The organism is Streptomyces sp. NPDC102451, assembly GCF_044765485.1.
Taxonomy (GTDB): Bacteria; Actinomycetota; Actinomycetes; order Streptomycetales; family Streptomycetaceae; genus Streptomyces.
On record NZ_JBIWKD010000001.1, the window covers coordinates 602111 to 626377 of the forward strand.

The 24267-nt window shown below is 70.7% G+C and carries 21 protein-coding genes; 15 read left to right on the top strand and 6 right to left on the bottom strand.

Going from position 1 to position 24267, the window contains the following annotated elements:
* The first annotated feature begins 48 nt into the window (after nt 1-48).
* The 9 genes from ftsW (at nt 49) to ACIRD8_RS02915 (ending at nt 8733) form a co-directional block, all read left to right on the top strand.
* Nucleotides 49-1515 (top strand): putative lipid II flippase FtsW, encoded by a 1467-nt coding sequence (ftsW, locus tag ACIRD8_RS02875; protein ID WP_403985290.1) that lies wholly within the window; start codon nt 49-51, stop codon nt 1513-1515.
* Nucleotides 1516-1521: 6 nt separating this feature from the next.
* Nucleotides 1522-2616 carry an undecaprenyldiphospho-muramoylpentapeptide beta-N-acetylglucosaminyltransferase gene (murG, locus tag ACIRD8_RS02880; RefSeq protein ID WP_014156748.1) on the top strand — a complete coding sequence of 365 codons (1095 nt, stop codon included), beginning with the start codon at nt 1522-1524 and terminating at the stop codon, nt 2614-2616.
* 49 nt (nt 2617-2665) lie between these two features.
* Nucleotides 2666-3457, top strand: coding sequence for a cell division protein FtsQ/DivIB (locus ACIRD8_RS02885; protein ID WP_403985292.1), 792 nt, complete (start codon nt 2666-2668; stop codon nt 3455-3457).
* A 276-nt stretch (nt 3458-3733) separates the two neighbouring features.
* Complete coding sequence (ftsZ, locus tag ACIRD8_RS02890) at nt 3734-4948, top strand: cell division protein FtsZ (RefSeq protein WP_403985294.1); 1215 nt, start codon at nt 3734-3736, stop codon at nt 4946-4948.
* A gap of 17 nt (nt 4949-4965) precedes the next feature.
* Nucleotides 4966-5697, top strand: coding sequence for a peptidoglycan editing factor PgeF (gene pgeF / locus ACIRD8_RS02895; RefSeq protein WP_403985637.1), 732 nt, complete (start codon nt 4966-4968; stop codon nt 5695-5697).
* 6 nt (nt 5698-5703) lie between these two features.
* Nucleotides 5704-6423, top strand: coding sequence for a YggS family pyridoxal phosphate-dependent enzyme (locus tag ACIRD8_RS02900; RefSeq protein WP_403985296.1), 720 nt, complete (start codon nt 5704-5706; stop codon nt 6421-6423).
* Nucleotides 6424-6550: 127 nt separating this feature from the next.
* Nucleotides 6551-7162, top strand: a complete 612-nt coding sequence (locus tag ACIRD8_RS02905) for a cell division protein SepF (protein ID WP_033303289.1) — start codon at nt 6551-6553, stop codon at nt 7160-7162.
* A gap of 67 nt (nt 7163-7229) precedes the next feature.
* Nucleotides 7230-7526 (top strand): YggT family protein, encoded by a 297-nt coding sequence (locus tag ACIRD8_RS02910; protein ID WP_403985298.1) that lies wholly within the window; start codon nt 7230-7232, stop codon nt 7524-7526.
* Nucleotides 7527-7575: 49 nt separating this feature from the next.
* Complete coding sequence (locus tag ACIRD8_RS02915) at nt 7576-8733, top strand: DivIVA domain-containing protein (RefSeq protein WP_403985300.1); 1158 nt, start codon at nt 7576-7578, stop codon at nt 8731-8733.
* A 325-nt stretch (nt 8734-9058) separates the two neighbouring features.
* On the opposite strand, the gene ileS is transcribed toward ACIRD8_RS02915, so the two are convergent.
* Complete coding sequence (gene ileS, locus ACIRD8_RS02920; protein WP_403985302.1) at nt 9059-12208, bottom strand: isoleucine--tRNA ligase; 3150 nt, start codon at nt 12206-12208, stop codon at nt 9059-9061.
* Between the two features lie 549 nt (nt 12209-12757).
* Between ileS and ACIRD8_RS02925 the strand changes: the two genes are divergently transcribed.
* From ACIRD8_RS02925 to ACIRD8_RS02945, 5 genes are all read left to right on the top strand, one after another.
* Nucleotides 12758-13504, top strand: a complete 747-nt coding sequence (locus ACIRD8_RS02925) for a TraR/DksA family transcriptional regulator (protein WP_403985304.1) — start codon at nt 12758-12760, stop codon at nt 13502-13504.
* 210 nt (nt 13505-13714) lie between these two features.
* Nucleotides 13715-14329, top strand: coding sequence for a signal peptidase II (gene lspA, locus ACIRD8_RS02930; protein WP_403985306.1), 615 nt, complete (start codon nt 13715-13717; stop codon nt 14327-14329).
* Between the two features lie 23 nt (nt 14330-14352).
* Complete coding sequence (locus tag ACIRD8_RS02935) at nt 14353-15294, top strand: RluA family pseudouridine synthase (protein WP_403985308.1); 942 nt, start codon at nt 14353-14355, stop codon at nt 15292-15294.
* Nucleotides 15291-15767 (top strand): GNAT family N-acetyltransferase, encoded by a 477-nt coding sequence (locus ACIRD8_RS02940; RefSeq protein WP_403985310.1) that lies wholly within the window; start codon nt 15291-15293, stop codon nt 15765-15767. The genes ACIRD8_RS02935 and ACIRD8_RS02940 overlap by 4 nt, the downstream gene beginning before the upstream one ends.
* A 114-nt stretch (nt 15768-15881) precedes the next feature.
* Nucleotides 15882-17468, top strand: a complete 1587-nt coding sequence (locus ACIRD8_RS02945; protein ID WP_403985312.1) for a Na+/H+ antiporter — start codon at nt 15882-15884, stop codon at nt 17466-17468.
* A gap of 28 nt (nt 17469-17496) precedes the next feature.
* Here the strand turns inward: ACIRD8_RS02945 and ACIRD8_RS02950 are convergent, their stop codons facing one another.
* Nucleotides 17497-18639, bottom strand: a complete 1143-nt coding sequence (locus ACIRD8_RS02950; protein ID WP_403985313.1) for a mechanosensitive ion channel family protein — start codon at nt 18637-18639, stop codon at nt 17497-17499.
* A gap of 37 nt (nt 18640-18676) precedes the next feature.
* Here ACIRD8_RS02950 and ACIRD8_RS02955 point away from each other — a divergent pair, with 37 nt between their 5' ends.
* Nucleotides 18677-19255, top strand: a complete 579-nt coding sequence (locus ACIRD8_RS02955; protein ID WP_403985315.1) for a dienelactone hydrolase family protein — start codon at nt 18677-18679, stop codon at nt 19253-19255.
* Between the two features lie 53 nt (nt 19256-19308).
* On the opposite strand, the gene ACIRD8_RS02960 is transcribed toward ACIRD8_RS02955, so the two are convergent.
* The 4 genes from ACIRD8_RS02960 to ACIRD8_RS02975 all read right to left on the bottom strand — a co-directional run bounded on the left by ACIRD8_RS02960 (nt 19309) and on the right by ACIRD8_RS02975 (nt 24127).
* Nucleotides 19309-20979 (bottom strand): alkaline phosphatase D family protein, encoded by a 1671-nt coding sequence (locus ACIRD8_RS02960; protein ID WP_403985317.1) that lies wholly within the window; start codon nt 20977-20979, stop codon nt 19309-19311.
* A gap of 149 nt (nt 20980-21128) precedes the next feature.
* Nucleotides 21129-21944: a DsbA family protein gene (locus ACIRD8_RS02965; protein WP_403985319.1), complete on the bottom strand. Its 816-nt coding sequence runs from the start codon at nt 21942-21944 to the stop codon at nt 21129-21131.
* Nucleotides 21945-21993: 49 nt separating this feature from the next.
* Nucleotides 21994-22719 carry a hypothetical protein gene (locus tag ACIRD8_RS02970; RefSeq protein WP_403985321.1) on the bottom strand — a complete coding sequence of 242 codons (726 nt, stop codon included), beginning with the start codon at nt 22717-22719 and terminating at the stop codon, nt 21994-21996.
* Nucleotides 22720-22801: 82 nt separating this feature from the next.
* Nucleotides 22802-24127, bottom strand: a complete 1326-nt coding sequence (locus tag ACIRD8_RS02975; RefSeq protein WP_403985323.1) for a DUF2252 domain-containing protein — start codon at nt 24125-24127, stop codon at nt 22802-22804.
* Between the last annotated feature and the right edge of the window lie 140 nt (nt 24128-24267).

The following is a 24267-nucleotide window of genomic DNA, read 5'->3' on the forward strand; positions in this document are numbered from 1 at the left end:
CCATGAGCAGCACAGCCCCGGGCACGAGCAGTGGAGGGGACAGCGACAATGCCGGCCGACGAGAGCTCAGCCGCCCGCGGGGCCGGCCGTTCACGGGCCACCGCCGCGATCACCCGGGCGCTCACCCCGCCCCTGCTCGCCGGACCGCTGCCCGCGGGCCCCGGGTCCCTCGCCGGGACCGCCCTGCGGAGCCGGCCCGCCACCGGGCCCCGAAGGCCCCCCGCGGCGCGTGGCAGGGGCCCGTCCGCAGTCGGGGGCGGGCAGCCGGGGCCACGCCGGGGCGCAGGGGTGCGCAGGACCTACGAGCGGGTACGACGGGCCTGGGACCGCCCTCTGACGGCGTACTACCTGATTCTCGGATCGAGCCTGCTCATCACCGTGCTCGGCCTCGTCATGGTCTACTCCGCCTCGATGATCAAGGCGCTGGAACTGGCGCGGCCAGGCACGTACTTCTTCCGCAAGCAGTTCCTCGCCGCCGTGATCGGGGCCGGGCTGATGCTGCTGGCCTCCAGGATGCCCGTCAAGCTCCACCGGGCGCTGGCCTACCCGCTGCTCATGGGCACGGTCTTCCTGATGGTCCTGGTCCAGGTGCCGGGGATAGGGATGTCGGTCAACGGCAACCAGAACTGGATCTACCTCGGCGGGCCCTTCCAGCTCCAGCCCAGTGAGTTCGGCAAACTCGCCCTCATCCTCTGGGGCGCCGACCTGCTCGCCCGCAAACAGGACAAGCGGCTGCTCGCCCAGTGGAAGCACATGCTGGTGCCGCTCGTGCCGGTCGCCTTCATGCTGCTCGGACTGATCATGCTCGGCGGCGACATGGGCACCGCGATCATCCTCACCGCGATCCTCTTCGGCCTGCTCTGGCTGGCCGGCGCCCCCACCAGGCTCTTCGCCGGAGTGCTCGCCTTCGCCGGCCTCATCGGATTCCTGCTCATCAAGACCAGCCCCAACCGGATGTCCCGGCTCGGCTGCATCGGCGCGTCCGAGCCGGGCCCCGGCGACTCGTGCTGGCAGGCGGTGCACGGAATCTACGCTCTCGCCTCCGGCGGATGGTTCGGATCCGGGCTCGGCGCGAGTGTGGAAAAATGGGGTCAACTTCCGGAACCGCACACCGACTTCATCTTCGCCATCACCGGGGAGGAACTGGGCCTGGCGGGGACGCTGTCGGTACTGGCCCTCTTCGCGGCTCTAGGCTATGCGGGTATCCGCGTGGCCGGACGCACGGAGGACCCCTTCGTGAGGTACGCAGCGGGAGGCGTGACCACCTGGATCACGGCGCAGGCCGTGATCAACATCGGTGCGGTGCTCGGTCTGTTGCCGATCGCCGGTGTCCCGTTGCCGCTGTTCTCCTACGGGGGCTCGGCCCTGCTGCCGACCATGTTCGCTGTCGGGCTACTGATCGCCTTCGCGCGAGAGGACCCTGCGGCGAGAGCGGCCCTGGCCATGCGGAGGCCCGGGGTCAGATGGAAGACGATGAGACGGCGCGTCATGAAGCGTTCGTCCGGAGAGCGGTGAATTTCGGTGCATGTCGTACTCGCCGGCGGGGGGACCGCCGGGCACATCGAGCCCGCGCTTGCCCTCGCAGACGCCCTGCGGAGGCAGGACCCGACCGTGGGAATCACTGCCCTCGGCACGGAGCGCGGACTCGAGACCAGGCTCGTACCCGAGCGGGGGTACGACCTGGCACTGATCCCTGCCGTACCGCTGCCGCGCAAGCCCACACCCGAGCTGATCACCGTCCCGGGGCGGCTGCGCGGCACCATCAAGGCCGCCGAGCAGATCCTGGAGCGCACCAAGGCGGACTGCGTGGTGGGCTTCGGCGGCTACGTCGCCCTGCCCGGCTACCTCGCGGCCAAGCGCGTCGGGGTCCCGATCGTCGTCCATGAGGCCAACGCCAGGCCCGGCCTGGCGAACAAGATCGGTTCGCGGTACGCCCACGGGGTCGCCGTCTCCACCCCGGACAGCAAGCTGCGCGGTGCCCGCTACATCGGCATCCCGCTGCGCCGGACCATCGCCACCCTCGACCGGGCCCGGGTCCGCCCGGAGGCGCGTGCCGCCTTCGGCCTCGACCCCAACCTGCCGACGCTGCTCGTCTCCGGCGGCTCGCAGGGCGCCCGCCACCTCAACGAGGTGGTCACGCGGATCGCGCCGCTGCTCCAGCGGTCCGGGATCCAGATCCTCCATGTGGTCGGCCCGAAGAACGAATTGCCGCGCATCGACAACATGCCCGGGATGCCGCCCTACATCCCGGTACCGTACGTGGACCGGATGGACCTCGCGTACGCCGCGGCCGACATGATGCTCTGCCGCGCGGGCGCGATGACCGTCGCTGAACTCTCCGCCGTCGGGCTGCCCGCCGCCTACGTCCCGTTGCCGATCGGCAACGGCGAACAGCGGCTCAACGCCCAGCCGGTGGTCAACGCCGGCGGTGGTCTGCTGGTGGACGACGCGGCTCTCACCCCGGAATGGGTGCAGGGCAACGTCCTTCCGGTGCTCTCGGATCCGCACCGGCTGTACGAGATGTCCCGTGCCGCCGCGGAGTTCGGGCGACGGGACGCCGACGACCTGCTCGTCGGCATGGTGTACGAGGCGATTGCCGCACGCCGCCAGGCGTGAGGCGGTGCGGACCCGGGGTGTGCGCCCCGGGTCCGGCGAAGGAGCGAGCGTGGGACCGACGACCGCCCAGCGCGGTGAGGCAGAGCGGGCCGACACCCCGGCCCGCCCGCCGCACATCGGCCCCCAGGGGCGAGGACTGACCGGCCGTACGCGGCTGGTTTTGGCCGCCGTCGGCCTCGTGCTGATCTCCGCGGCCACGGTCTGGGTGCTCTACGGCTCGTCCTGGCTGAGGCTGGAGCGGGTGACGAGCACCGGCACCGAGGTCCTGACCAGGAGCGAGGTGGAGGCCGCCGCGGCGGCCCCGGTCGGATCCCCGCTGATCTCCGTGGACACCGGAGCGATCGCTGACCGGTTGCGCCAGAAGTTGCCTCGTATCGACTCCGTGGATGTCGTACGGTCATGGCCGCACGGTGTCAGCCTTAAAGTGACCGAACGGAAACCGGTCCTGCTGGTGGAAAAGGGCAAGAAGTTCATTGAAGTGGACGCAAAAGGCGTGCGCTTCGCAACCGTGGACAAAGCGCCCGCGCATGTGCCGTTGCTGGAACTGACGCCCGATCGGTCCGCGAGCCTGCGCCGCTTCGGCAGTGACCGTCTGCTGCGGGAAGCGGTGCGCGTCGCGGGGGACCTTCCGGGAAAGGTCGCGGGGGAGACCGAGACCGTGCGGGTCGCCTCGTACGACTCCGCGGTCCTGGAACTCACCGGGGGGCGAACCGTGATGTGGGGCAGCAGTGAGCAAGGGCCCGTGAAGGCACGGGTGCTCACCGCTCTCATGAAAGCGTCGCCCAAAGCGGGACACTTCGACGTGAGTGCTCCCACCGCCCCTGCGGTGTCGAAGAGTTGACGCGCGTTTGGCCTGGCCAGCCCCCTGGTTGGTCAGCGCTACGGGTGATCACATAGGGTGAAAAGAAAAACGGGAGGTTCGGCGTGTTCGTTGAACGTGCGCCACTTGTCGACTTAGTGTCCTGTTCGGAAGAGTCCAAGAAGCAGACACACTGGTAACCCTAAACTTCAAGGTTAGGGTTTGGGTCGGCGTCCGGACCGACCCAATCGGCATCCGTCGTCGCGGCGGGACTACCGCGAAGCGACGACACGTAACTCGAGGCGAGAGGCCTTCGACGTGGCAGCACCGCAGAACTACCTCGCAGTCATCAAGGTCATCGGTGTCGGCGGCGGTGGTGTCAATGCCATCAACCGAATGATCGAGGTCGGTCTCAAGGGCGTCGAGTTCATCGCGATCAACACCGATGCGCAAGCACTGTTGATGAGCGACGCCGACGTCAAGCTCGACGTCGGCCGTGAACTCACCCGTGGCCTCGGCGCCGGGGCGAACCCGGCCGTCGGTCGTAAGGCGGCAGAGGACCACCGTGAGGAGATCGAGGAGGTCCTCAAGGGGGCCGACATGGTCTTCGTCACCGCCGGAGAAGGCGGCGGCACCGGCACCGGCGGCGCACCCGTCGTCGCCAACATCGCACGCTCGCTGGGCGCCCTGACGATCGGTGTGGTCACCCGCCCGTTCACGTTCGAGGGCCGGCGACGCGCGAACCAGGCGGAGGACGGCATCGCCGAACTCCGCGAAGAGGTCGACACCCTCATCGTCATCCCCAACGACCGGCTGCTGTCCATCTCGGACCGCCAGGTCAGCGTGCTCGACGCGTTCAAGTCGGCCGACCAGGTGCTGCTCTCGGGTGTCCAGGGCATCACCGACCTCATCACGACCCCGGGTCTGATCAACCTCGACTTCGCCGACGTCAAGTCGGTCATGTCCGAGGCCGGATCGGCACTCATGGGCATCGGCTCGGCCCGCGGCGACGACCGCGCGGTGGCCGCCGCGGAGATGGCGATCTCCTCGCCGCTCCTGGAGGCGTCCATCGACGGCGCCCGTGGCGTCCTGCTCTCGATCTCCGGCGGCAGCGACCTCGGTCTCTTCGAGATCAACGAGGCCGCCCAGCTGGTGAGCGAGGCGGCCCACCCCGAGGCGAACATCATCTTCGGCGCGGTCATCGACGACGCGCTGGGCGACGAGGTGCGGGTCACCGTCATCGCCGCCGGCTTCGACGGCGGACAGCCGCCGGCCCGCCGGGAGAACGTCCTCGGATCGAGCGCCGGCAAGCGCGAGGAGCCGGCTCCGCCGGCCCGGGCTGCCGAACCGGCGCGCCAGACCGGCGGACTGGGCTCCGTGCCCCCGCGCGAGGAGCCCCAGACCCCGGCCGAGCCGGCGCCGGTGGCGAACGAGACCTCGCTGCCGCCGGTCACCCCGCCGCACGTCCCGACGGCCCGTCCCTACCAGGACAACCAGGCCGAAGAGCTGGACGTACCGGATTTCTTGAAGTGATAGGTCCGCAGCACGCGGTGGAAGCCGCGGAGTCTTCGGCGGGCGGCGCCCATTTCGCCTTCACCGACAGGTGGGGCGGAGTGAGCGCCGTTCCGTACGAGGAGCTCAACCTCGGCGGTGCGGTCGGCGACGACCCCGCCGCCGTCCGCGTCAACCGCGACCGCGCCGCCCGTTCCCTCGGTCTCGACCCGGCCCTGGTGGTCTGGATGAACCAGGTGCACGGGCGCGACGTGGCCGTGGTCGACGGCCCCTGGGGCGACACCCCGGACATCCCCGCGGTGGACGCGGTGGTGACGGCGCGGCGCGGACTGCCGCTCGCGGTGCTCACCGCCGACTGCACGCCCGTGCTCCTCGCCGATCCGGCGGCCGGTGTCGTCGCCGCCGCCCACGCGGGACGGCCCGGTCTGGTCGCGGGGGTCGTACCGGCCGCCGTCGAGGCCATGACCGCGCTCGGCGCGGAACCGTCCCGGATCACCGCGCACACCGGACCGGCCGTCTGCGGACGGTGCTACGAGGTTCCGGAGCAGATGCGCGCCGAGGTCGCCGGGGTCGTCCCGGCGTCGTGGTCGGAGACCTCCTGGGGAACACCCGCGGTGGACGTCACGGCCGGAGTGCACGCCCAGCTCGCCGAGCTGGGGGTGGAGGACCGGCACAGCTCGCCGTTCTGCACCCTGGAATCCGGCGACCATTTCTCCTACCGCCGCGACCGCACCACAGGACGGCTCGCCGGATATGTCTGGTTGGACTGATAGGACATGACGGACCGCAGGGCTCAACTCGCGGCGAACCTGGCACAGGTGGAGGAACGCATTGCTTCCGCCTGCGCCTCGGCCGGCCGCAAGCGGGAGGAAGTGACCCTCATCGCGGTCACCAAGACCTACCCCGCGAGCGATGTGCGCATTCTGCACGAACTCGGTGTGCGCCAGGTCGCGGAGAACCGTGATCAGGACGCGGCGCCGAAAGCCGCTGCTTGTGCGGATCTGTCGCTCGCATGGCACTTTGTCGGACAGTTGCAGACCAACAAGGTCCGTTCCGTGGCCGGTTATGCCGATGTGGTGCAGTCGGTGGACCGGGTGAAGCTGGTATCCGCGCTCTCGGCGGCGGCGGTCAGGGGTGAGCGTGAGCTCGGCTGCCTCATCCAGGTCGCCCTCGACGCGGAGAGCGGCGAACGCGGGGACCGGGGCGGGGTCGCGCCCGACGCGATCGAGGAGTTGGCCGCGTCCGTGGAGGCGGCGGAAGGGCTCAGGCTCGACGGTCTGATGACCGTCGCCCCGCTCGCCGGCCCCTATGCCGGCCGGCAGCGGGCCGCGTTCGACCGGCTGATGGAATTCTCATCCCGCCTGCGCGGGAACCATCCGGCTGCGAACATGGTCTCTGCTGGGATGAGCGCGGATCTCGAGGACGCGGTCGCGGCCGGAGCGACACATGTACGCGTCGGTACGGCGGTACTCGGAGTCCGACCCCGGCTCGGGTAACGTCGCGAAGCAAGTCGGACCACAGCAGAAAATATGGTCATTCCCGCTCGAAGCGGGCAGGCCGGAGTGGATCTCGGGCACTTGGTGACACGAATGCCGATCCACCACAGAGCGGAGGACTCGGAGCATGGCCGGCGCGATGCGCAAGATGGCGGTCTACCTCGGCCTCGTGGAGGACGATGGGTACGACGGTCCGGGGTTCGACCCCGACGACGAATTCGAACCCGAGCCGGAGCCCGAGCGCGACCGGCGGCGGCATCAGCCCGCGCATCCGGTGGAGCGGGAACGGGACGAACCGGTGCGAGCGGTACAGCCACCCGCACCGCGGGAACCGGTTCAGCTCCCGGCGGAAAGCGGACGACCCGCCCGAATCGCCCCCGTGGCATCCATCACACCTGACCGCCCGAACATGGAGAAGAACGCACCGGTGATCATGCCCAAGGTCGTGTCCGAGCGGGAGCCCTACCGGATCACCACGCTGCACCCCAGGACCTATAACGAGGCCCGTACCATCGGGGAACACTTCCGCGAAGGCACTCCGGTGATCATGAATCTCACGGAGATGGACGACACCGATGCGAAGCGACTTGTCGACTTTGCCGCGGGACTCGTCTTCGGTCTCCATGGCAGCATTGAGCGTGTGACGCAGAAGGTGTTCCTGTTGTCGCCTGCTAACGTCGATGTCACGGCGGAGGACAAGGCCCGCATCGCAGAGGGCGGGTTCTTCAACCAGAGCTGAGAACACCGGGAACAACCCGGCCGGGAGGCCGGGGCTACGAGAGCCAGGGGAGAGGGAAGCGCGGGACATGGGCGTCGCACTGGATGTGGTCTATATCGCGCTGATGTGTTTCCTCATCGTGCTGATCTTCCGGCTGGTCATGGACTATGTCTTCCAGTTCGCACGTTCATGGCAGCCAGGCAAGGCGATGGTGGTCGTTCTCGAGGGCACTTACACTGTCACGGATCCACCGTTGAAGCTTCTGCGGCGGTTCATACCGCCGTTGCGTCTCGGGGGCGTGGCACTTGACCTGTCCTTCTTCGTTCTGATGATCATCGTCTACATTCTGCTCAATCTCGTGGGCAAGTTCGCGAGCAGCGTGTGAACGATACGGTCTTGCCGACTGCCGACGACTACGTAGAGGTGAAGAAGAGATGCCGCTGACCCCCGAGGACGTGCGGAACAAGCAGTTCACGACCGTCCGCCTCCGAGAAGGCTATGACGAGGACGAGGTCGATGCCTTCCTCGACGAGGTCGAATCGGAACTGACCCGTCTGCTCCGTGAGAACGAGGACCTGCGCGCCAAGCTGGCCGCCGCCACGCGTGCGGCCGCGCAGAACCAGCAGCAGCAGGGAATGCGTAAACCGCCGGAGCAGCAGGACCGGCCGGGGGCCCCGGTGCCCGCCGCCATATCTGGTCCGCCGGTACAGCAGCAGCAGCCCCCGCAGATGGGTCCCCCCCAGCTGCCCGGTGGTGCTCCTCAGCTGCCTGCCGGTCCCAGCGGTCATGGCCCCCAGGGCGGCCACGGCCCCGGTCCGCAGGGCCCGCACGGCCCCGGCCCGATGCAGGGCGGTCCCATGGGTGGCCCGATGGGCGGTCCCATGGGCGGTCACGCCCCGCAGCAGCAGCAGATGCAGCAGCAGCAAATGCAGCAGCAGCAGATGCAGCAGCCCGGTCAGGGCCCCGGCGGCGACAGCGCCGCCCGTGTCCTCTCCCTTGCGCAGCAGACCGCCGACCAGGCGATCGCGGAGGCCCGTTCCGAGGCCAACAAGATCGTCGGCGAGGCGCGCAGCCGTGCCGAGGGCCTCGAGCGTGACGCACGGGCCAAGGCGGACGCCCTGGAGCGGGACGCGCAGGAGAAGCACCGCGTGGCGATGGGCTCGCTGGAGTCGGCCCGCGCGACGCTGGAGCGCAAGGTCGAGGACCTGCGTGGCTTCGAGCGCGAGTACCGGACCCGTCTGAAATCCTACCTGGAGAGCCAGCTGCGTCAGCTGGAGACCCAGGCCGACGACTCGCTGGCTCCGCCGCGGACGCCCGCCGCCGCCTCGCTGCCGCCGTCGCCTTCGCTGGCTCCGGCCGGTGCGGGTGCGATGGGGCACACCATGGGTGGCAACCACGGCGGTCACGGCAGCCAGCAGATGGGCGGCGGCAACCAGTCGATGGGCGGTGGCCCGTCGTACGGTGGCGGCCAGCAGCAGATGTCGCCCGCGATGACGCAGCCGATGGCGCCGGTGCGGCCGCAGGCGCCGCAGCCGATGCAGCAGGCGCCGTCGCCGATGCGTGGGTTCCTGATCGACGAGGACGACAACTGAGCGGGTTGCGCTCGCTGAGCGCGTAGCCGTCGGCAGGCAGAGGGCCGGGCCCCGGGGATTCCCCTGGGGCCCGGCCCTTTGCCGTGGCCCCGTGCACCGGGGGCTCCGCCCCCGGACCCCCGCTCCTCAATCGCCGGAGGGGCTTGGATGTGCGGGCTTGGTTCTGCCGGGTTCGGCTCCATTCCCAGGGTCGCAAATCCAGCCTCGCCGGCGTTTGAGGCGCGGGGTCCGGGGCGGAGCCCCGGTTACGGGAAGGGGCGGGCAGGGGAACAGAAAGGGCCCGGCCGGATGCGTACGTCTCCGGCCGGGCCCTGCGTGCTGTCGGCTACTGCTCCGTCTTGCGGAGGCGGAAGGTCAGGGACAGGCCCTCGTCCTCGAACGGGGTGCCGTACGTGTCGTCCGCCTCACCCTGTGCGTAGTCCAGGGCCAGAACCTCGTCCGCGATCAGGGGCGTGTGCTCCGTCAGGGCCTCGGCCGTCGCCGGCGAGGTGGAGGTCCAGCGGACGGCGATGCGGTCCGCCACGTCCAGGCCACTGTTCTTACGGGCCTCCTGGATGAGGCGGATCGCGTCACGGGCCAGGCCCGCGCGCCGCAGCTCCGGGGTGATCTCCAGGTCCAGGGCGACCGTCGCGCCCGCGTCGGACGCCACCGACCAGCCCTCGCGCGGGGTCTCCGTGATGATGACCTCGTCGGGGGTGAGGGTGACCTGCTCGCCGTCGACCTCCACCGAAGCCGTGCCCTCGCGCAGGGCGAGGGAGAGGGCCGCCGCGTCGGTGTTCGCCACCGCCTTGGCGACCGCCTGGACGCCCTTGCCGAACCGCTTGCCCAGCGCGCGGAAGTTCGCCTTGGCCGTGGTGTCCACCAGTGAGCCGCCGACTTCGGAGAGGGAGGCCAGGGAGGAGACGTTCAGCTCCTCCGTGATCTGGGCGCGCAGCTCCGGCGTGAGCGACTCGAAGCCCGAGGCCGCGACCAGGGCCCGCGAGAGCGGCTGCCGGGTCTTGACCCCCGACTCGGCCCGCGTGGCCCGGCCCAGCTCCACCAGGCGGCGTACCAGTGCCATCTGCGTGGACAGGGTCGGGTCGATCGCCGGCAGGTCCGCCTTCGGCCAGGAGGAGAGGTGGACCGACTCCGGGGCGTCCGGGGTGACCGGCGCGATCAGGTCCTGCCAGACCCGCTCCGTGATGAACGGCGTCAGCGGGGCCATCAGCCGGGTGACCGTCTCCACGACCTCGTGCAGCGTGCGCAGCGCCGCCTTGTCGCCCTGCCAGAAGCGGCGGCGCGAGCGGCGGACATACCAGTTGGACAGGTCGTCCACGAACGCCGAGAGGAGCTTGCCGGCGCGCTGGGTGTCGTAACCCTCCAGAGCCTTGGTGACCTCGTCCGCCAGGGTGCCGAGCTCGCTCAGCAGCCAGCGGTCCAGGACCGTGCGGTCGGCGGGTGCCGGGTCGGCCGCGGACGGGGCCCAGCCCGACGTACGGGCGTACAGCGCCTGGAAGGCGACCGTGTTCCAGTACGTGAGGAGCGTCTTGCGGACGACCTCCTGGATCGTGCCGTGGCCCACCCGGCGCGCGGCCCACGGGGAGCCGCCGGCTGCCATGAACCAGCGCACCGCGTCGGCGCCGTGCTGGTCCATGAGCGGGATCGGCTGCAGGATGTTGCCCAGGTGCTTGGACATCTTCCGGCCGTCCTCGGCGAGGATGTGGCCCAGGCAGACCACGTTCTCGTAGGACGACTTGTCGAAGACCAGGGTGCCGACCGCCATCAGCGTGTAGAACCAGCCGCGGGTCTGGTCGATGGCCTCCGAGATGAACTGCGCCGGGTAGCGGCTCTCGAAGATCTCCTTGTTCTTGTACGGGTAGCCCCACTGCGCGAACGGCATCGAACCCGAGTCGTACCAGGCGTCGATGACCTCCGGGACGCGGTACGCCTCCAGCTGGCAGTTCTCGTGGGTGCAGGTGAAGGTGATCTCGTCGATGAACGGGCGGTGCGGGTCGAGCGACGACTGGTCGGTGCCCGTCAGTTCCGTCAGCTCGGCGCGTGAGCCCACGCACGTCAGGTGGTTGTCCTCGCAGCGCCAGATCGGCAGCGGCGTGCCCCAGTAGCGGTTGCGGGACAGCGCCCAGTCGACGTTGTTGTTCAGCCAGTCGCCGAAGCGGCCGTTCTTGACCGAGTCCGGGAACCAGTTGGTCTTCTCGTTCTCCTGGAGCAGCCGGTCCTTGACCGCCGTCGTGCGGATGTACCAGGACGGCTGCGCGTAGTAGAGCAGCGCCGTGTGGCAGCGCCAGCAGTGCGGGTAGCTGTGCTCGTACGGGACGTGGCGGAAGAGCTTGCCGCGCGCGTCCAGGTCCTCGGTGAGCGCCTCGTCGGCCTTCTTGAAGAAGACGCCGCCGACCAGCGGGAGATCCTCCTCGAAGGTGCCGTCGGGGCGGACCGGGTTCACCACCGGGAGGCCGTACGCACGGCAGACCAGGAGGTCGTCGGCGCCGAACGCGGGGGACTGGTGGACCAGACCCGTGCCGTCCTCGGTCGTGACGTACTCGGCGTTGACGACGAAGTGCGCCTCGCTCGGGAACTCCACGAGCTGGAACGGGCGTTCGTACGTCCAGCGCTCCATCTCACGGCCCGTGAAGGTCTCGCCGGTGAGCTCCCAGCCCTCGCCGAGCGCCTTCTCGACCAGCGGCCGCGCGACGACCAGCTTCTCCGTGCCGTCCGTCGCGACGACGTACGTGACGTCGGGGTGCGCGGCGACGGCGGTGTTGGAGACCAGGGTCCACGGGGTGGTCGTCCAGACCAGCAGTGCGGCCTCGCCGGCCAGCGGTCCGCTCGTCAGCGGGAAGCGTACGAAGACCGAGGGGTCGACGACCGTCTCGTACCCCTGGGCGAGCTCGTGGTCCGAGAGGCCGGTGCCGCAGCGCGGACACCAGGGCGCGACGCGGTGGTCCTGGACCAGCAGGTCCTTGTTGAAGATCTCCTTCAGCGACCACCACACGGAGTCGACGTACTCCGGGTCCATCGTGCGGTAGGCGTCGTCCAGGTCGACCCAGTACCCCATGCGGGTCGTGAGCTCGGCGAACGCGTCGGTGTGGCGGGTGACGGACTCACGGCACTTCGCGTTGAACTCGGCGATGCCGTAGGCCTCGATGTCCTTCTTGCCGTTGAAGCCCAGCTCCTTCTCCACCGCGAGCTCGACCGGCAGGCCGTGGCAGTCCCAGCCCGCCTTGCGGCCGACGTGGTAGCCCTGCATGGTGCGGAAGCGCGGGAAGACGTCCTTGAAGACGCGGGCCTCGATGTGGTGGGCCCCGGGCATGCCGTTGGCGGTCGGCGGGCCCTCGTAGAAGACCCACTCGGGGCGGCCCTCGGACTGTTCGAGGCTCTTGGTGAAGACCTTGCTGTCGCGCCAGAAGTCGAGCACGGCGTGCTCGAGGGCGGGCAGGTCGACCTGGGCGGGTACCTGGCGGTACTGCGGCGATGTCATGTGCGGGCTTCCTCCGGCGGACGTCTTCCACTTCCGTCGGAGGGACGAGAGCCGGATCAGCTCCCGCGGTACCACCCTCCTTGGCCCCGGGTGTGTGCCCGCGGCCCCCTCATTGGGGTGCGATGCCGGTTCTACTTGCCTCGCGGCGTTCTTCCGGCGGCTCCGGGGTGATCTTCACGGCGCGCTCGCCCCCGGGCTCCCACCGTCCCCGGGTCGCTCCTGGCTGCGTACGACGCTACTCGTCCCATCCATGCCTCTCGCTCCGGCCAGTGTACGGGCCCGTAGGGCCGACGGCCGACCGGTTATCGGCCGGCGGCGCGGGGGGAGGTGCGTGCACCCGAATGGCCAGTCGGGGCGGCAGCAGTCTCCGGAGAGCGTGCGGGGCGGATTACCGCGCGGGGAGCTGGGCACAACGGTTGCAGGCGCGCCACTGCCCGGCAGCGGGGAGGGGCGAACCGGCGGCGTGCCCCGTTGCCGCGGAGCTGGGGTCGATTTATCGTCCCAGCACGATTCGCGTGCAAGATCACAATATGTGAAGGGGCCGCGGCCATGGTGGCGAAGAAGACCGCCGCATCGAGAACGGCGTCCGAGAGATCCACGGCTGCGGCTGCCGAGGAGGAGACCGGGAAGGCGGGCGAGGAGGCCGGCCCGGAGGCGGAACAGTCCGGTCAGGACCCGGCGCACCACGGGCCGGCGAAGAAGAGCACGGCCAAGAAGAGCACGGCGAAGAAGAGCGCAGCCAAGAAGGCGTCGAAGAAGGTCACGGGGGCGGCCCAGGCCGCCGAGCAGACAGGAGCCCACACGGTGGTAGCCAAGAAGAGCGCGGCCCGGACCACGGCGGTAGGAGAGGGCACCGCGACCGCGGTCCCCCCGGCCAGGGCCCGCGCGGCGACGGCGCCCGGAGACCTGGCGGTCCGGCCGGGGGAGGATCCCTGGACCCCGGAGGAGGTCGACGCGGCCCGGACCGAGCTGACCGGCGAGGTCCTGAGGCTGCGCACCGAGCTGGAGGCGTCGGGGGCGGCGCTGGCCGGCCTGATGCGCGACTCCGGGGACGGAGCAGGCGACGACGACGCGGACACCGGAACGAAGAACATCACCAGGGAGCACGAGCTGTCCCTGGCGGCCCACGCCCAGGAGACGCTGGACCAGACCGAGCGCGCCCTCGCCAGGCTCGACGCGGGGACCTACGGGCTCTGCGAGGTCTGCGGCAAGCCGATCGGCAAGGCGCGGATGCAGGCCTTCCCCCGGGCCACGCTCTGCGTGGAGGACAAGCAGAAGCAGGAGCGGCGCGGATAGGGCGTCCCGTCCCGGTCGGGCCGGACCCGGCCGGACGGCGCGGATCCCGGACCGGACCGGCTCGTTCCGGGCCGGTCCGGCCTGACCAGGCCCGATCCGGCGGAGGCCCCGGCGGCCGTGGGAGCCGCGGAGGCCGGGTCCTGGGGCCCCCGGTCCCCCGGGTGTGTCGTACCCTCGTCCTCAGTCAGGCACCTAGGTTGAGGGACTCACGTGGCAGAGGCGGAGCGCATCATCGGTACGCCGGATATCCCTGATGCCGAGGGGGCCGACGGGGCTGAGCCCCAGCAGCCCGCCGGGGGCTCGACCCGGGCAGGGGACGACGAGCAGGGCAGCGGCCGGGGCAGGAAGAAGATCCTGGTACTCCTCGGCGTGGCCGTCCTGGCCTACCTCCTGGACCTGATCAGCAAGATGATCGTGGTCGCGAAGCTGGAGCACCAGCCGCCGATCGAGATCCTCGGCGACTGGCTGAAGTTCGACGCGATCCGCAACGCGGGCGCCGCCTTCGGGATCGGTGAGGCGTTCACCGTGATCTTCACGGCCATCGCGGCCGTCGTGATCATCGTGATCATCCGTCTCGCCCGCAAGCTCTACAGCCTGCCCTGGGCCATCGCCCTGGGACTGCTGCTCGGCGGAGCGCTCGGCAACCTCACCGACCGCATCTTCCGGGCCCCCGGGGTCTTCAAGGGCGCGGTCGTGGACTTCATCGCCCCCGCGCACTTCGCCGTCTTCAACCTCGCCGACTCCGCCATCGTCTGCGGCGGAATCCTCATCGTGATCCTTTCCTTCAAGGGCCTGGACCCCGACGGCACCGTGCACAAGGACTAGTGGGCGCAAGGCATACTCGACTGGTGAGTACGTATCCCGAGGTCCGCACCCTGCCCGTACCCGACGGCCTGGAGGGCGAGCGTGTCGACGCCGCCATCTCCCGGATGTTCGGTTTCTCCCGCACCAAGGCCGCCGAGCTGGCCGCTGCCGGGAAGGTCCAGGTGGACGGCGCGGTGGCCGGGAAGTCCGAGCGGGTGCACGGCGGCGCCTGGCTGGAGGTGGAGATGCCCCAGGCGGCCGCTCCGGTCCAGATCGTCGCCGAGCCCGTCGAGGGCATGGAGATCGTCCACGACGACGACGACATAGTCGTCATCATGAAGCCGGTGGGCGTCGCCGCCCACCCCAGCCCCGGCTGGACCGGCACCACCGTCATCGGCGGCCTCGCCGCGGCCGGCTACCGCATCTCGACGTCGGGCGCCGCCGAGCGCCAGGGCATCGTGCACCGGCTGGACGTCGGCACCTCCGGCCTGATGGTCGTGGCCAAGTCCGAGCGGGCCTACACGCTGCTCAAGGCACAGTTCCGCGACCGGGTCGTCGAGAAGAAGTACCACGCGCTGGTGCAGGGCCACCCCGACCCGATGAGCGGCACCATCGACGCCCCCATCGGCCGCCACCCGCAGCACGACTACAAGTGGGCCGTTACCGCCGAGGGCAAGCCCTCCGTGACGCACTACGACCTCATCGAGGCCTACCGCGCGGCCAGCCTGCTCGACATCAAGCTGGAGACCGGGCGCACCCACCAGATCCGGGTGCACATGTCCGCGCACCGTCACCCCTGCGTCGGCGACCTGACCTACGGCGCCGACCCCACGCTGGCCAAGCGTCTCGGCCTGACCCGGCAGTGGCTCCACGCGGTCCGGCTCGGCTTCGAGCACCCGTCCGACGGCCGTTGGGTCGAATTCGAGAGCAGCTACCCGGACGACCTGCGCCACGCCCTCGACACGATCGCCGCGGAGAGCGAATGACCTCCGGCACTGCCCCGTACAGCACCCGCAGGGCGCTCGGAGAGAGCGACCTCGCCGCCTGCTTCCAGGTCCGCAAGGACGTCTTCGTCGGCGAGCAGCAGGTGCCCGAGGAGATCGAGTACGACGCCCATGACGCCACGGCGGTGCATGTCATCGCCGTAGCGGCGGACGGCTCCGCGCTCGGCACGGGACGGCTGCTGCACGGCGAGGCCGCGGCGGACAGGACCGGCGGCGACCGGGCCGTCGGGTCGCTCGGCCGGCTCGCCGTGACCCGTGCGGCCAGGGGCCTGGGTGTCGGGGCCGCCCTGGTCCGGGCCATAGAGGAGGAGGCCCGCACGCTGGGCCTGACCGCCGTGGACCTGCACGCCCAGACGCACGCCCTCGGCTTCTACGAGCGGCTCGGCTACACGGCGTACGGCCCCGAGTTCCCGGACGCCGGGATTCCGCACCGGTCCATGCGCCGCACGCTCTGACCGCACGGTCCGCAGGGGGGCATCCGCGGGCCCGCCGGCCACGCGTGGCACGCTGGAGCCCTCACCGGCTGATCAACGGGCCCCGGAGGCCCGGCGCGCTGCGGAAGGCACAACGTGGACCAGATGGCACTCCTGCTCCTGCTCCTGCTAGGAGCGGTGGTCACGGTGCCGCTCGGGGAGCGTCTGCGTCTCCCGGCACCGATCCTGATGACCCTCGCCGGGATCGTCATGGCCTTCGCCAGTTTCGTCCCCGACGTGGAGATCCCACCGGAGTTCATCCTCCCCGCCCTGCTGCCGCCCTTGCTCTACGCCTCCGTGCAGCGCACCTCCTGGCGGCAGTTCGCGGCCAACCGGCGGCCGATCTTCCTGCTGGCCGTCGCCCTGGTCTTCGTCACGACGGCCGCGGTGGCGACGGCCGCCAACGCGCTGGTGCCCGGCCTGCCCATCGCCGCGGCCGTGGCCCTGGGCGCGCTCGTCGCCCCGCCCGACCCGGTCGCGGCGACGGCCGTGGCCGGCTCGGTCGGACTGCCGCGCCGGCTCGTGTCGGTCCTGGAGGGCGAGGGGCTGTTCAACGACGTCACGGCCATCGTGCTCTACCACGTGGCGATCGCCGCCGCCGTCAGCGGCACCTTCTCCCTCCCCGCAGCGTTCGGGCTGCTCGTCCTCTCCGCCGTGGTCGCCGTGGTGGTCGGCCTGGTGCTCGGCTGGCTCACCATCAAACTGATGGGGTACCTGGGCGACGCCACCCTCCAGGTCGGCCTGACCCTGCTCGTGCCGTTCGTCAGCTACGTACTGGCCGAGGAGCTGATGGGCTCGGGCGTGCTCGCCGTCCTCACCACGGCGCTCTTCCTCGCCGAGCACACGGCGGACGCCGACGACGTCCTCGGGCGGCTCACCGGCCGGTCCTTCTGGGAGATCGTCGACACCCTCGTCACCGGCGTCGCCTTCGGACTGATCGGCCTCGAACTCCACAACGTCTTCGGCACCGCCGACGGGCGCGAACTGCGCCTGCTGGGCTGGGGGCTCGCCATCGCCGTGGTCGTCGTCGGCGTACGGCTCCTGTGGCTGCTCCCCGCCAGCTGGCTCGCCAAAAGACTGCACACCCGGCGTGACGTCAGCGAGGAGATCCCCACCAGCGTGCGCGAGACCGTCGTCATGTGGTGGGCCGGGATGCGCGGGGTGGCCTCCGTCGCGCTGGCGCTCGCGATCCCGCTGGAGACGGACGACGGCAAACCGTTCCCCGGCCGGGACGAGATCATCTTCATCGCGTTCGTCGTCATCATGGTCACCCTCGTCCTCCAGGGCCTGACCCTGCCGTGGCTCGTGCGCAAGCTCGGCGTCCGGGCGGACACCGACGCCGAGCAGGCCCTGGAGCGCGACCTCGCGATCCGTGCGGCCAAGGCCGCCAAGGCCCGCCTCAAGGAGGTCCAGAACACCGAGGAACTCCCGGAGGAGGTCCTGGAACGGCTCCAGCGGGCGGCGTACGACATCGGGGCACGGATCAGCCCCGACATGGTCGACGAGGACCGGCGCGACGCCTACGCGCAGCGCGCCAAGCGGTTCAAGGAGGTCGGCCGGATCCAGCGCGAGATGATGTCGGCCGCCCGTCACGCGGTGCTCGCCGCCCGCAGCGAGCCGGGCTCGGACCCCGAGGTGGTGGACCGGGTGCTGCGCTTCCTGGACGTGCACAGCCTGCGCTGACCCGTCGGAAGAGAACGGCGGCGACCGTTCAGCCGCGCCCTGTGCGGGGCGCCTTGTCCGGGGTCGGCACATGGCCGTTGGGCGGGGTCCGGTGGGTCTCCGCGCCCGTCAGCTCCCGCCAGTGGTCGCCCGGCGGCAGCGCCGCGGGCGACGTCACGACCCGGGGCAGCGCGTACGGGTGGTGGTCGCGGAGCCAGCCGATCATCTGCTCCCGCACGGCGCAGCGCACCGTCCAGATGTCGTCCGCGTCCTTCGCGGTGACCACCGCACGCACCTCGATCGTCGTGGGGGTGCTGTCCGTGACGGCCAGGGACCAGTCGCGGCCGTCCCAGGCTGCGCACTCGCCGAGGATGTCGCGCAGCCTGTCGCGCATCGCCGCGATCGGGGCCGAGTGGTCGAGCTGGAAGAAGACGGTGCCGGTCATCTGCACGCCGCCGCGCGACCAGTTCTCGAACGGGTTGCTCGTGAAGTAGGACACGGGCATGGTGAACCGCCGCTCGTCCCAGGTCCGCACGGTGAGGAAGGTCAGGGTGATCTCCTCCACCGTGCCCCATTCCCCGTCCACCACCACGGTGTCACCGAGCCGCACCATGTCGCCGAAGGCGATCTGGAACCCGGCGAAGAGGTTGCCGAGGGTCGACTGGGCCGCGACACCGGCGACGATGCCGAGCACACCGGCCGAGGCCAGCATCGAGGTGCCGACGGTCTGCATGGCGGGGAAGGTGAGCAGCATCGCGGCGACCGCGACCGTCGCCACCACCGCGGTGACCACACGCTGGATCAGCGTGACCTGGGTCCGGACCCGGCGGACACGGGCGGGATCGCGGGTGGAGGTCGCGTACCGGGCGTACGAGGACTGGACGATCGTGGCGGCCACGCGGATCACCAGCCAGGCCGACGCCGCGATCAGCACCAGGGTCAGGACCTGGCCGATCGCGTCCCGGTTGTCCCGCACCACGTCGGCCCGGAGCTGGCCGAAGCTGGCCCTCAGCAGCGCCGTGCAGAGCACCACCTGCATGGGCGGGCGGCAGAGCCGCAGCAGACCCCAGACAGGTGTCTCGTGATGGCGGCCGTCCGCGCGGCGCAGCAGCAGATCGACCAGCCACCCCACCAGCAGGGTGATCACCAGCGACCCGCCCAGCACGAGCAGCGGTCGCAGTACGTTCTCCATTCCGTCGTCCTCCAAGAGTCGGGGCGGGCCTGGCACCATGGAGCGCATGAACATCATGCTTTTCCACTCGACCTACGGTCTGAGGCCGGCCGTGCACGCGTCTGCCGAGCGGCTGCGCGCAGCCGGGCACGAGGTGCGCGTGCCCGATCTCTTCGAGGGGCACACCTTCGAAACGGTCGAGGACGGGATGGCCTTCAAGGAAGAGGTCGGCAAGGACGAGCTGCTCAAGCGCGCCGTGCTGGCCGCCGCGCCCTACTCCGACCAGGGCCTCGTGTACGCGGGATTCTCGTTCGGGGCGTCGGTGGCCCAGACCCTCGCGCTCGGTGACGCGAAGGCCCGCGGCCTGCTGCTGCTCCACGGCACGTCGGACATCGCCGAGAACGCCTCGGTGGACGAGCTGCCCGTCCAGCTGCACGTCGCCGACCCCGACGCCTTCGAGTCGCCGGACTGGCTGAACAGCTGGTACCTCCAGATGCAGCGGACCGGGGCCGACGTGGAGATCTACCGCTACCCCGGGGCCGGGCACCTGTACACCGACCCCGAGCTGCCCGACTTCGACCAGGACGCCGCCGAGCTGACCTGGAAGGTCGCGCTCGGCTTCCTCGCCACGCTGTAGCGCCCGGCAGGGCCGTGCACCCCGGTGCGCGGCCCTGCCCCGGCCTCCGCCGGTCAGCGCACCGGGGCGTTCACCCGCTCGACCTTCTGGGTGCCGCTGAGCGTGCGGTAGGAGCGGACCCAGGACGACGTCGCGTCCTTCGCGGTCTTGTCGGAGACCGCGTAGTAGTCCATCTGCGAGCGCTCGGCCGTCACGTCGAGGACGCCGTAGCCGTGCGAGTCCAGATCGACCCACTTCACATGGCGGTTGGCCGCCTTCACCGCCGCCGCGGCGACCAGCGACACCGTCTGCGGAGCCACCCGCAGGATGTCGTCGAGGTTGTCCGAGGTCACCGACGTCACCACGAACTCGGTCGCCGCGGAGGCGGACAGCGGATACGTCGCCGCCTTCACGGGTACGTCGTTGGCCCATGCCATATGGATGTCACCGGTGAGGAAGACCGTGTCGGAGACGCCGTTGTCCCGCAGATGGGAGATCAGCTCCTTGCGGTCGTCCGTGTAGCCGTCCCACTGGTCGACGTTGACCGCCAGCCCCTCCCCGGGCAGCCCCAGCAGCTCCGCGAGCGGCGCGAGGAGATGGGCCGGCAGCGCACCGAAGGCGACCGGCGAGATCATCACCGAGGTGCCGACCAGCTTCCAGCGGGCGTCCGACGCGGTCAGTCCGGCCTTCAGCCAGTCCAGCTGCGCCCGGCCCGTGATCGAGCGCTCCGGGTCGTCGACCGCGCCGTTGCCGATCGAGGCCTGCTCGGAACGGAAGCTGCGCAGGTCGAGCAGGTGCAGCTCGGCGAGTCCGCCGAAGCTCAGACGCCGGTAGACGGTGCCCTCGGTGGAGGCGCGGACCGGCATCCACTCGAAGTACGCCTGCTTCGCGGCGGCCATCCGGGCGGTCCAGGAGCCCTCCGTGCCGGGGGTGTGGTTCTCGGCTCCGCCCGACCAGGCGTCGTTGGCGAACTCGTGGTCGTCCCAGATCGCGATCACCGGATGGGCGGCGTGCAGCGCCTGGAGGTCGGTGTCCGTCTTGTACGTGCCGTGCCGGAGGCGGTAGTCGGCCAGGGTGGTGATCTCGTGGAGCGGGGCGTGCGGACGTACGACGGTGTCCTGGGTCGGGTAACTGCCCGACGCGTACTCGTAGATGTAGTCGCCCAGGTGCAGCACGGCGTCCAGGTCGGCACGGCCCGCGAGATGGCGGTACGGGGAGAACCAGCCGGCCTCCCAGTTGGCGCAGGACACCACGCCGAACCGGATCCCCGGGACGGCGGCCCCGGCGGCGGGCGCCGTGCGGGTGCGGCCGACGGGGGAGAGCACGCCCTGCCCGCCCTCCGCCCCGCCGGTCGCGGCCGAGAAGCGGAACCAGTACGCCGTGGCCGGACGCAGCCCCCGGACATCGGCCTTGACGGTGTGGTCGGTGGAGGCCCGTGCGACGGCCGTGCCCCGGGCCGCGATCCGGGTGAAGGCCTTGTCCTCGGAGATCTCCCAGACCACCGGCGTGCTGACGCCGAGGCCCGAGCCCGGCAGGGCGTCGGGGGAGGGGGTGACGCGGGTCCACAGGAGGATGCCGTCGGGCAGGGGGTCGCCGGAGGCGACGCCGTGCAGGAAGGCGGGGCCGTCGGCGGCGCGGGCGCCGGCGGCGGTGGCGGTGAGCACGGAGCCGGCTACCGCGGTGGCGGCGGCGGCCTTGACGACCGTGCGGCGGCTGGGTGTTGCGGAGAGGTGTCGTCTGGTCACGGGCCATCACCCTACTGGCGGGTAGAGCGAACAGGCGGGCGAACAAAGGAAGTTCGCCCGCCTGTTGGCCGGATGTCGCCAGGAGTTACGCCCGTTGTCCCTGCCGCGCCGCGGGTTCTCCCGTCACGCGGCCGGTCCGCAGGTGCGGGTCAGCCCTTCAGCGCCTTGGTGATCGCCGTGTTGAAGTCGGCCACGGTCATGGGGGCGTTCTCGCTGCCTGCCGCGGTGAGCTTCTTGCCGTCCATCTTGAGCGTCGGCGTGCCCTGGACCCCGCTCTTGTCGAACGCCTTGGACATCTTGATCGCCCAGGCGTCGTACGTGCCGTCCTCGACGTCCTTCTGGAACGCCTTGTTGCCCTTCAGTGCGTCCACCGAGTCCGCCACCTCGATCAGGTAGCTGTCCTTGGCGAACTTGTCGTTCGTCTCCTCGGGGTGGTACTTCGCGGAGTACAGCGCGGTCTTGTACTCCAGGAAGGCGTCCGGGCTCACGTTCAGCGCCGCACCCAGCGCGCTCAGGGCGTTCTTCGAACCCTCACCGCTGTCCGAGTTGTCGATGAAGGTCGCGCCGACGTACTTGATCTTGTACTTGCCCGCGTCGACGTCCTTGGCCACGGTCTCGCCGACCGTCTGCTCGAACGTGGCGCAGATCGGGCAGCGCGAGTCCTCGTACAGCTCCAGGGTCTTCTTGGCGCTCGACTCGCCGATCACGACGGTCGTGCCGTCGTCGCCCGAGGTGTTCTTGGGAGCGGTGACGTTCTTGGCGTCCGCGGCGGCCTCCCAGGCGGAGGGCTTGTTCAACTGCATCACGCCGTAGCTGACCGCACCGGCGACCGCGAGCACGGCCACGACCGACACGCCGACGACGACCTGCTTGCGTACCTTGTCCTTCTTGGCCTGGCGCTCGCGCTCCGCGCGCAGCCGCTCGCGGGCGGCGGACTTGTTGGCCTGGGTGTTGCGCTTGCTCATGTGGGTGCTCCGTGGAGGTGGGGATGGCTCGAAGGGGTCGTGCCGCGACTCAGGCTGAGGTGAGGGCCGAGAGCGGCGGGCCCCTCCGTCCCACGGAGTGCACCAGGAAGCGGGCCGGGGCGAGCGGGTGCGGACGTCCGGCGCGCCGGGCGCCGGACCGTACGCGCCGCCGTGCCGTGCCCACCACGGCGACCGCGGTGAGCAGCGGCCGGAAGGCGACGGCCGCCGCCGCGCGCAGCAGCCCCGCGAGCGCCGACTCGCCGCGCCGCAGCCAGGCGGCGGCCAGCAGGCCCACCGCCACGTGCGCGGCCAGCAGCAGCCAGGGGACGGCGGGTCCCGGCGAGGCCAGCAGGGCGACGGCGTGGTCGCCCTTGCCGGTCACCCCGGCCAGCGGCGCGCCGACCGAGGCGACACCGGAGAGCCCGTCGGCACCGCGTCCGGCCTCGCCGCCGCAGAGCACGTCGACCCCCACGGAGCGCAGCGGGCCCGCGATCGGGCCGCCCGCCGCCCCGTAACAGAGGTGCTGGCCGGTGGTGAACACCGTGTCGGCGGCCAGCTCCAGCGGAACCAGCAGCCCGGCGATCGCTCCGAAGCCGCGCTCCCGGCCGGCCAGCGCGAACGCCACGGCGAAGACGGCCCCGGCCAGCAGCGCCACAGCGGTCAGCGGCAGCGGCACCCGGGAGAGCAGCACATGGGACGCGGACGAGAGCGTGACGACGAGCGCGGTGAACAGCGCCGCGCGTACCGCTCTGATCTGTGTCCCTGATACGTCCATCGCCGGAGAGTGTGTCATGCGTTCCTGTAAGCGAGCCTTAAGGACGCCGCGCGGGAAGCCGGGGGCCTCCCGCGCGCGAGTCCTACAGGCCCGGGATGCGGCCGTTGCGGAAGAGGTCGACGAAGATCTGGTGGTCGGCGCGGGCCCGCGCGCCGTAGCCGTGCGCGAAGTCCACCAGCAGATCGGCGAACCCCTCCTCGTCGGCCGCGATGGCCGCGTCGATCGCGCGCTCCGTGGAGAACGGCACCAGCGAGTGCCCGCTCTCGTCGTCCGCCGCGGAGTGCATCGTCGCGGTGGCCCGGCCGAGGTCGGCGACCACCGCCGCGATCTCCTCCGGCTCGTCGATGTCGGACCACTCCAGATCGACCGCGTACGGAGAGACCTCGGCGACCAGCTGCCCCGCCCCGTCCAGCTCGGTCCAGCCGAGCCACGGGTCGGCGTGCGCCTGGAGCGCGCGCTGCGAGATCACCGTGCGGTGTCCCTCGTGCTGGAAGTAGTCCCGCACGGCCGCGTCGGTGATGTGCCGGGAGACGGCGGGGACCTGCGCCTGCTTGACGTAGATCACCACGTCGTTCTCCAGGGCGTCGCTGTTGCCCTCCAGCAGGATGTTGTACGAGGGCAGGCCGGCCGACCCGATGCCGATGCCCCGGCGGCCGACGACGTCCTTCACCCGGTACGAGTCGGGCCGCGTGAGACTGGACTCCGGCAGCGTCTCCAGATAGCCGTCGAAGGCCGCGAGCACCTTGTAGCGCGTCGCCGCGTCCAGGTCGATCGCGCCGCCGTCGGCGGTGAACCGGCGCTCGAAGTCCCGGATCTCCGTCATCGAGTCCAGCAGGCCGAACCGGGTCAGCGCGCGGGCGTCGCGCAGCGCGCCGAGCAGCGGGCCGTCGGCGGTGTCCAGGGTGAAGGGGGGCACCTCGTCATTCTTGGCGCCCGTCGCCAGCGCATGGATCCGCTCCCGGTACGCGGCGGCGTAGACCCGGACCAGCTCCGTGATCTGGTCGTCGCCCAGCGCCTTCGCGTAACCGATCAGGGCGACGGAGGCGGCGAAGCGCTTGAGATCCCAGGTGAAGGGGCCCACATAGGCCTCGTCGAAGTCGTTGACGTTGAACACGAGCCGGCCGTTGGCGTCCATGTACGTGCCGAAGTTCTCGGCGTGCAGGTCGCCGTGGATCCACACCCTGCTCGTGCGCTCGTCCAGGTAGGCCCCGGAGTGCTGCTCGCGGTCCAGGTCGGCGTAGAACAGGCCGGCCGAGCCCCGGTAGAACGCGAACGCCGAGCCCGCCATCTTGCGGAACTTGACCCGGAAGGCTGCGGGGTCGGCGGCCATGAGCTGCCCGAACGCGGTGTCGAAAACTGCGAGAATCTGCTCCCCGCGCTCTTCCGCGCCGGTCTGCGTGTCCGACATCGCTGGGTGCCTCCTGGTACATGGCGTTCATGACAAAAGGGACGGGCGTCCCCGCCCTTCCAACGCGCGACCGTACCCCGGAGTGCCCGCCGCCTGTCACTCCGGAGACGTAGACTTCCACGCTGTCGACCCCAGCCGTC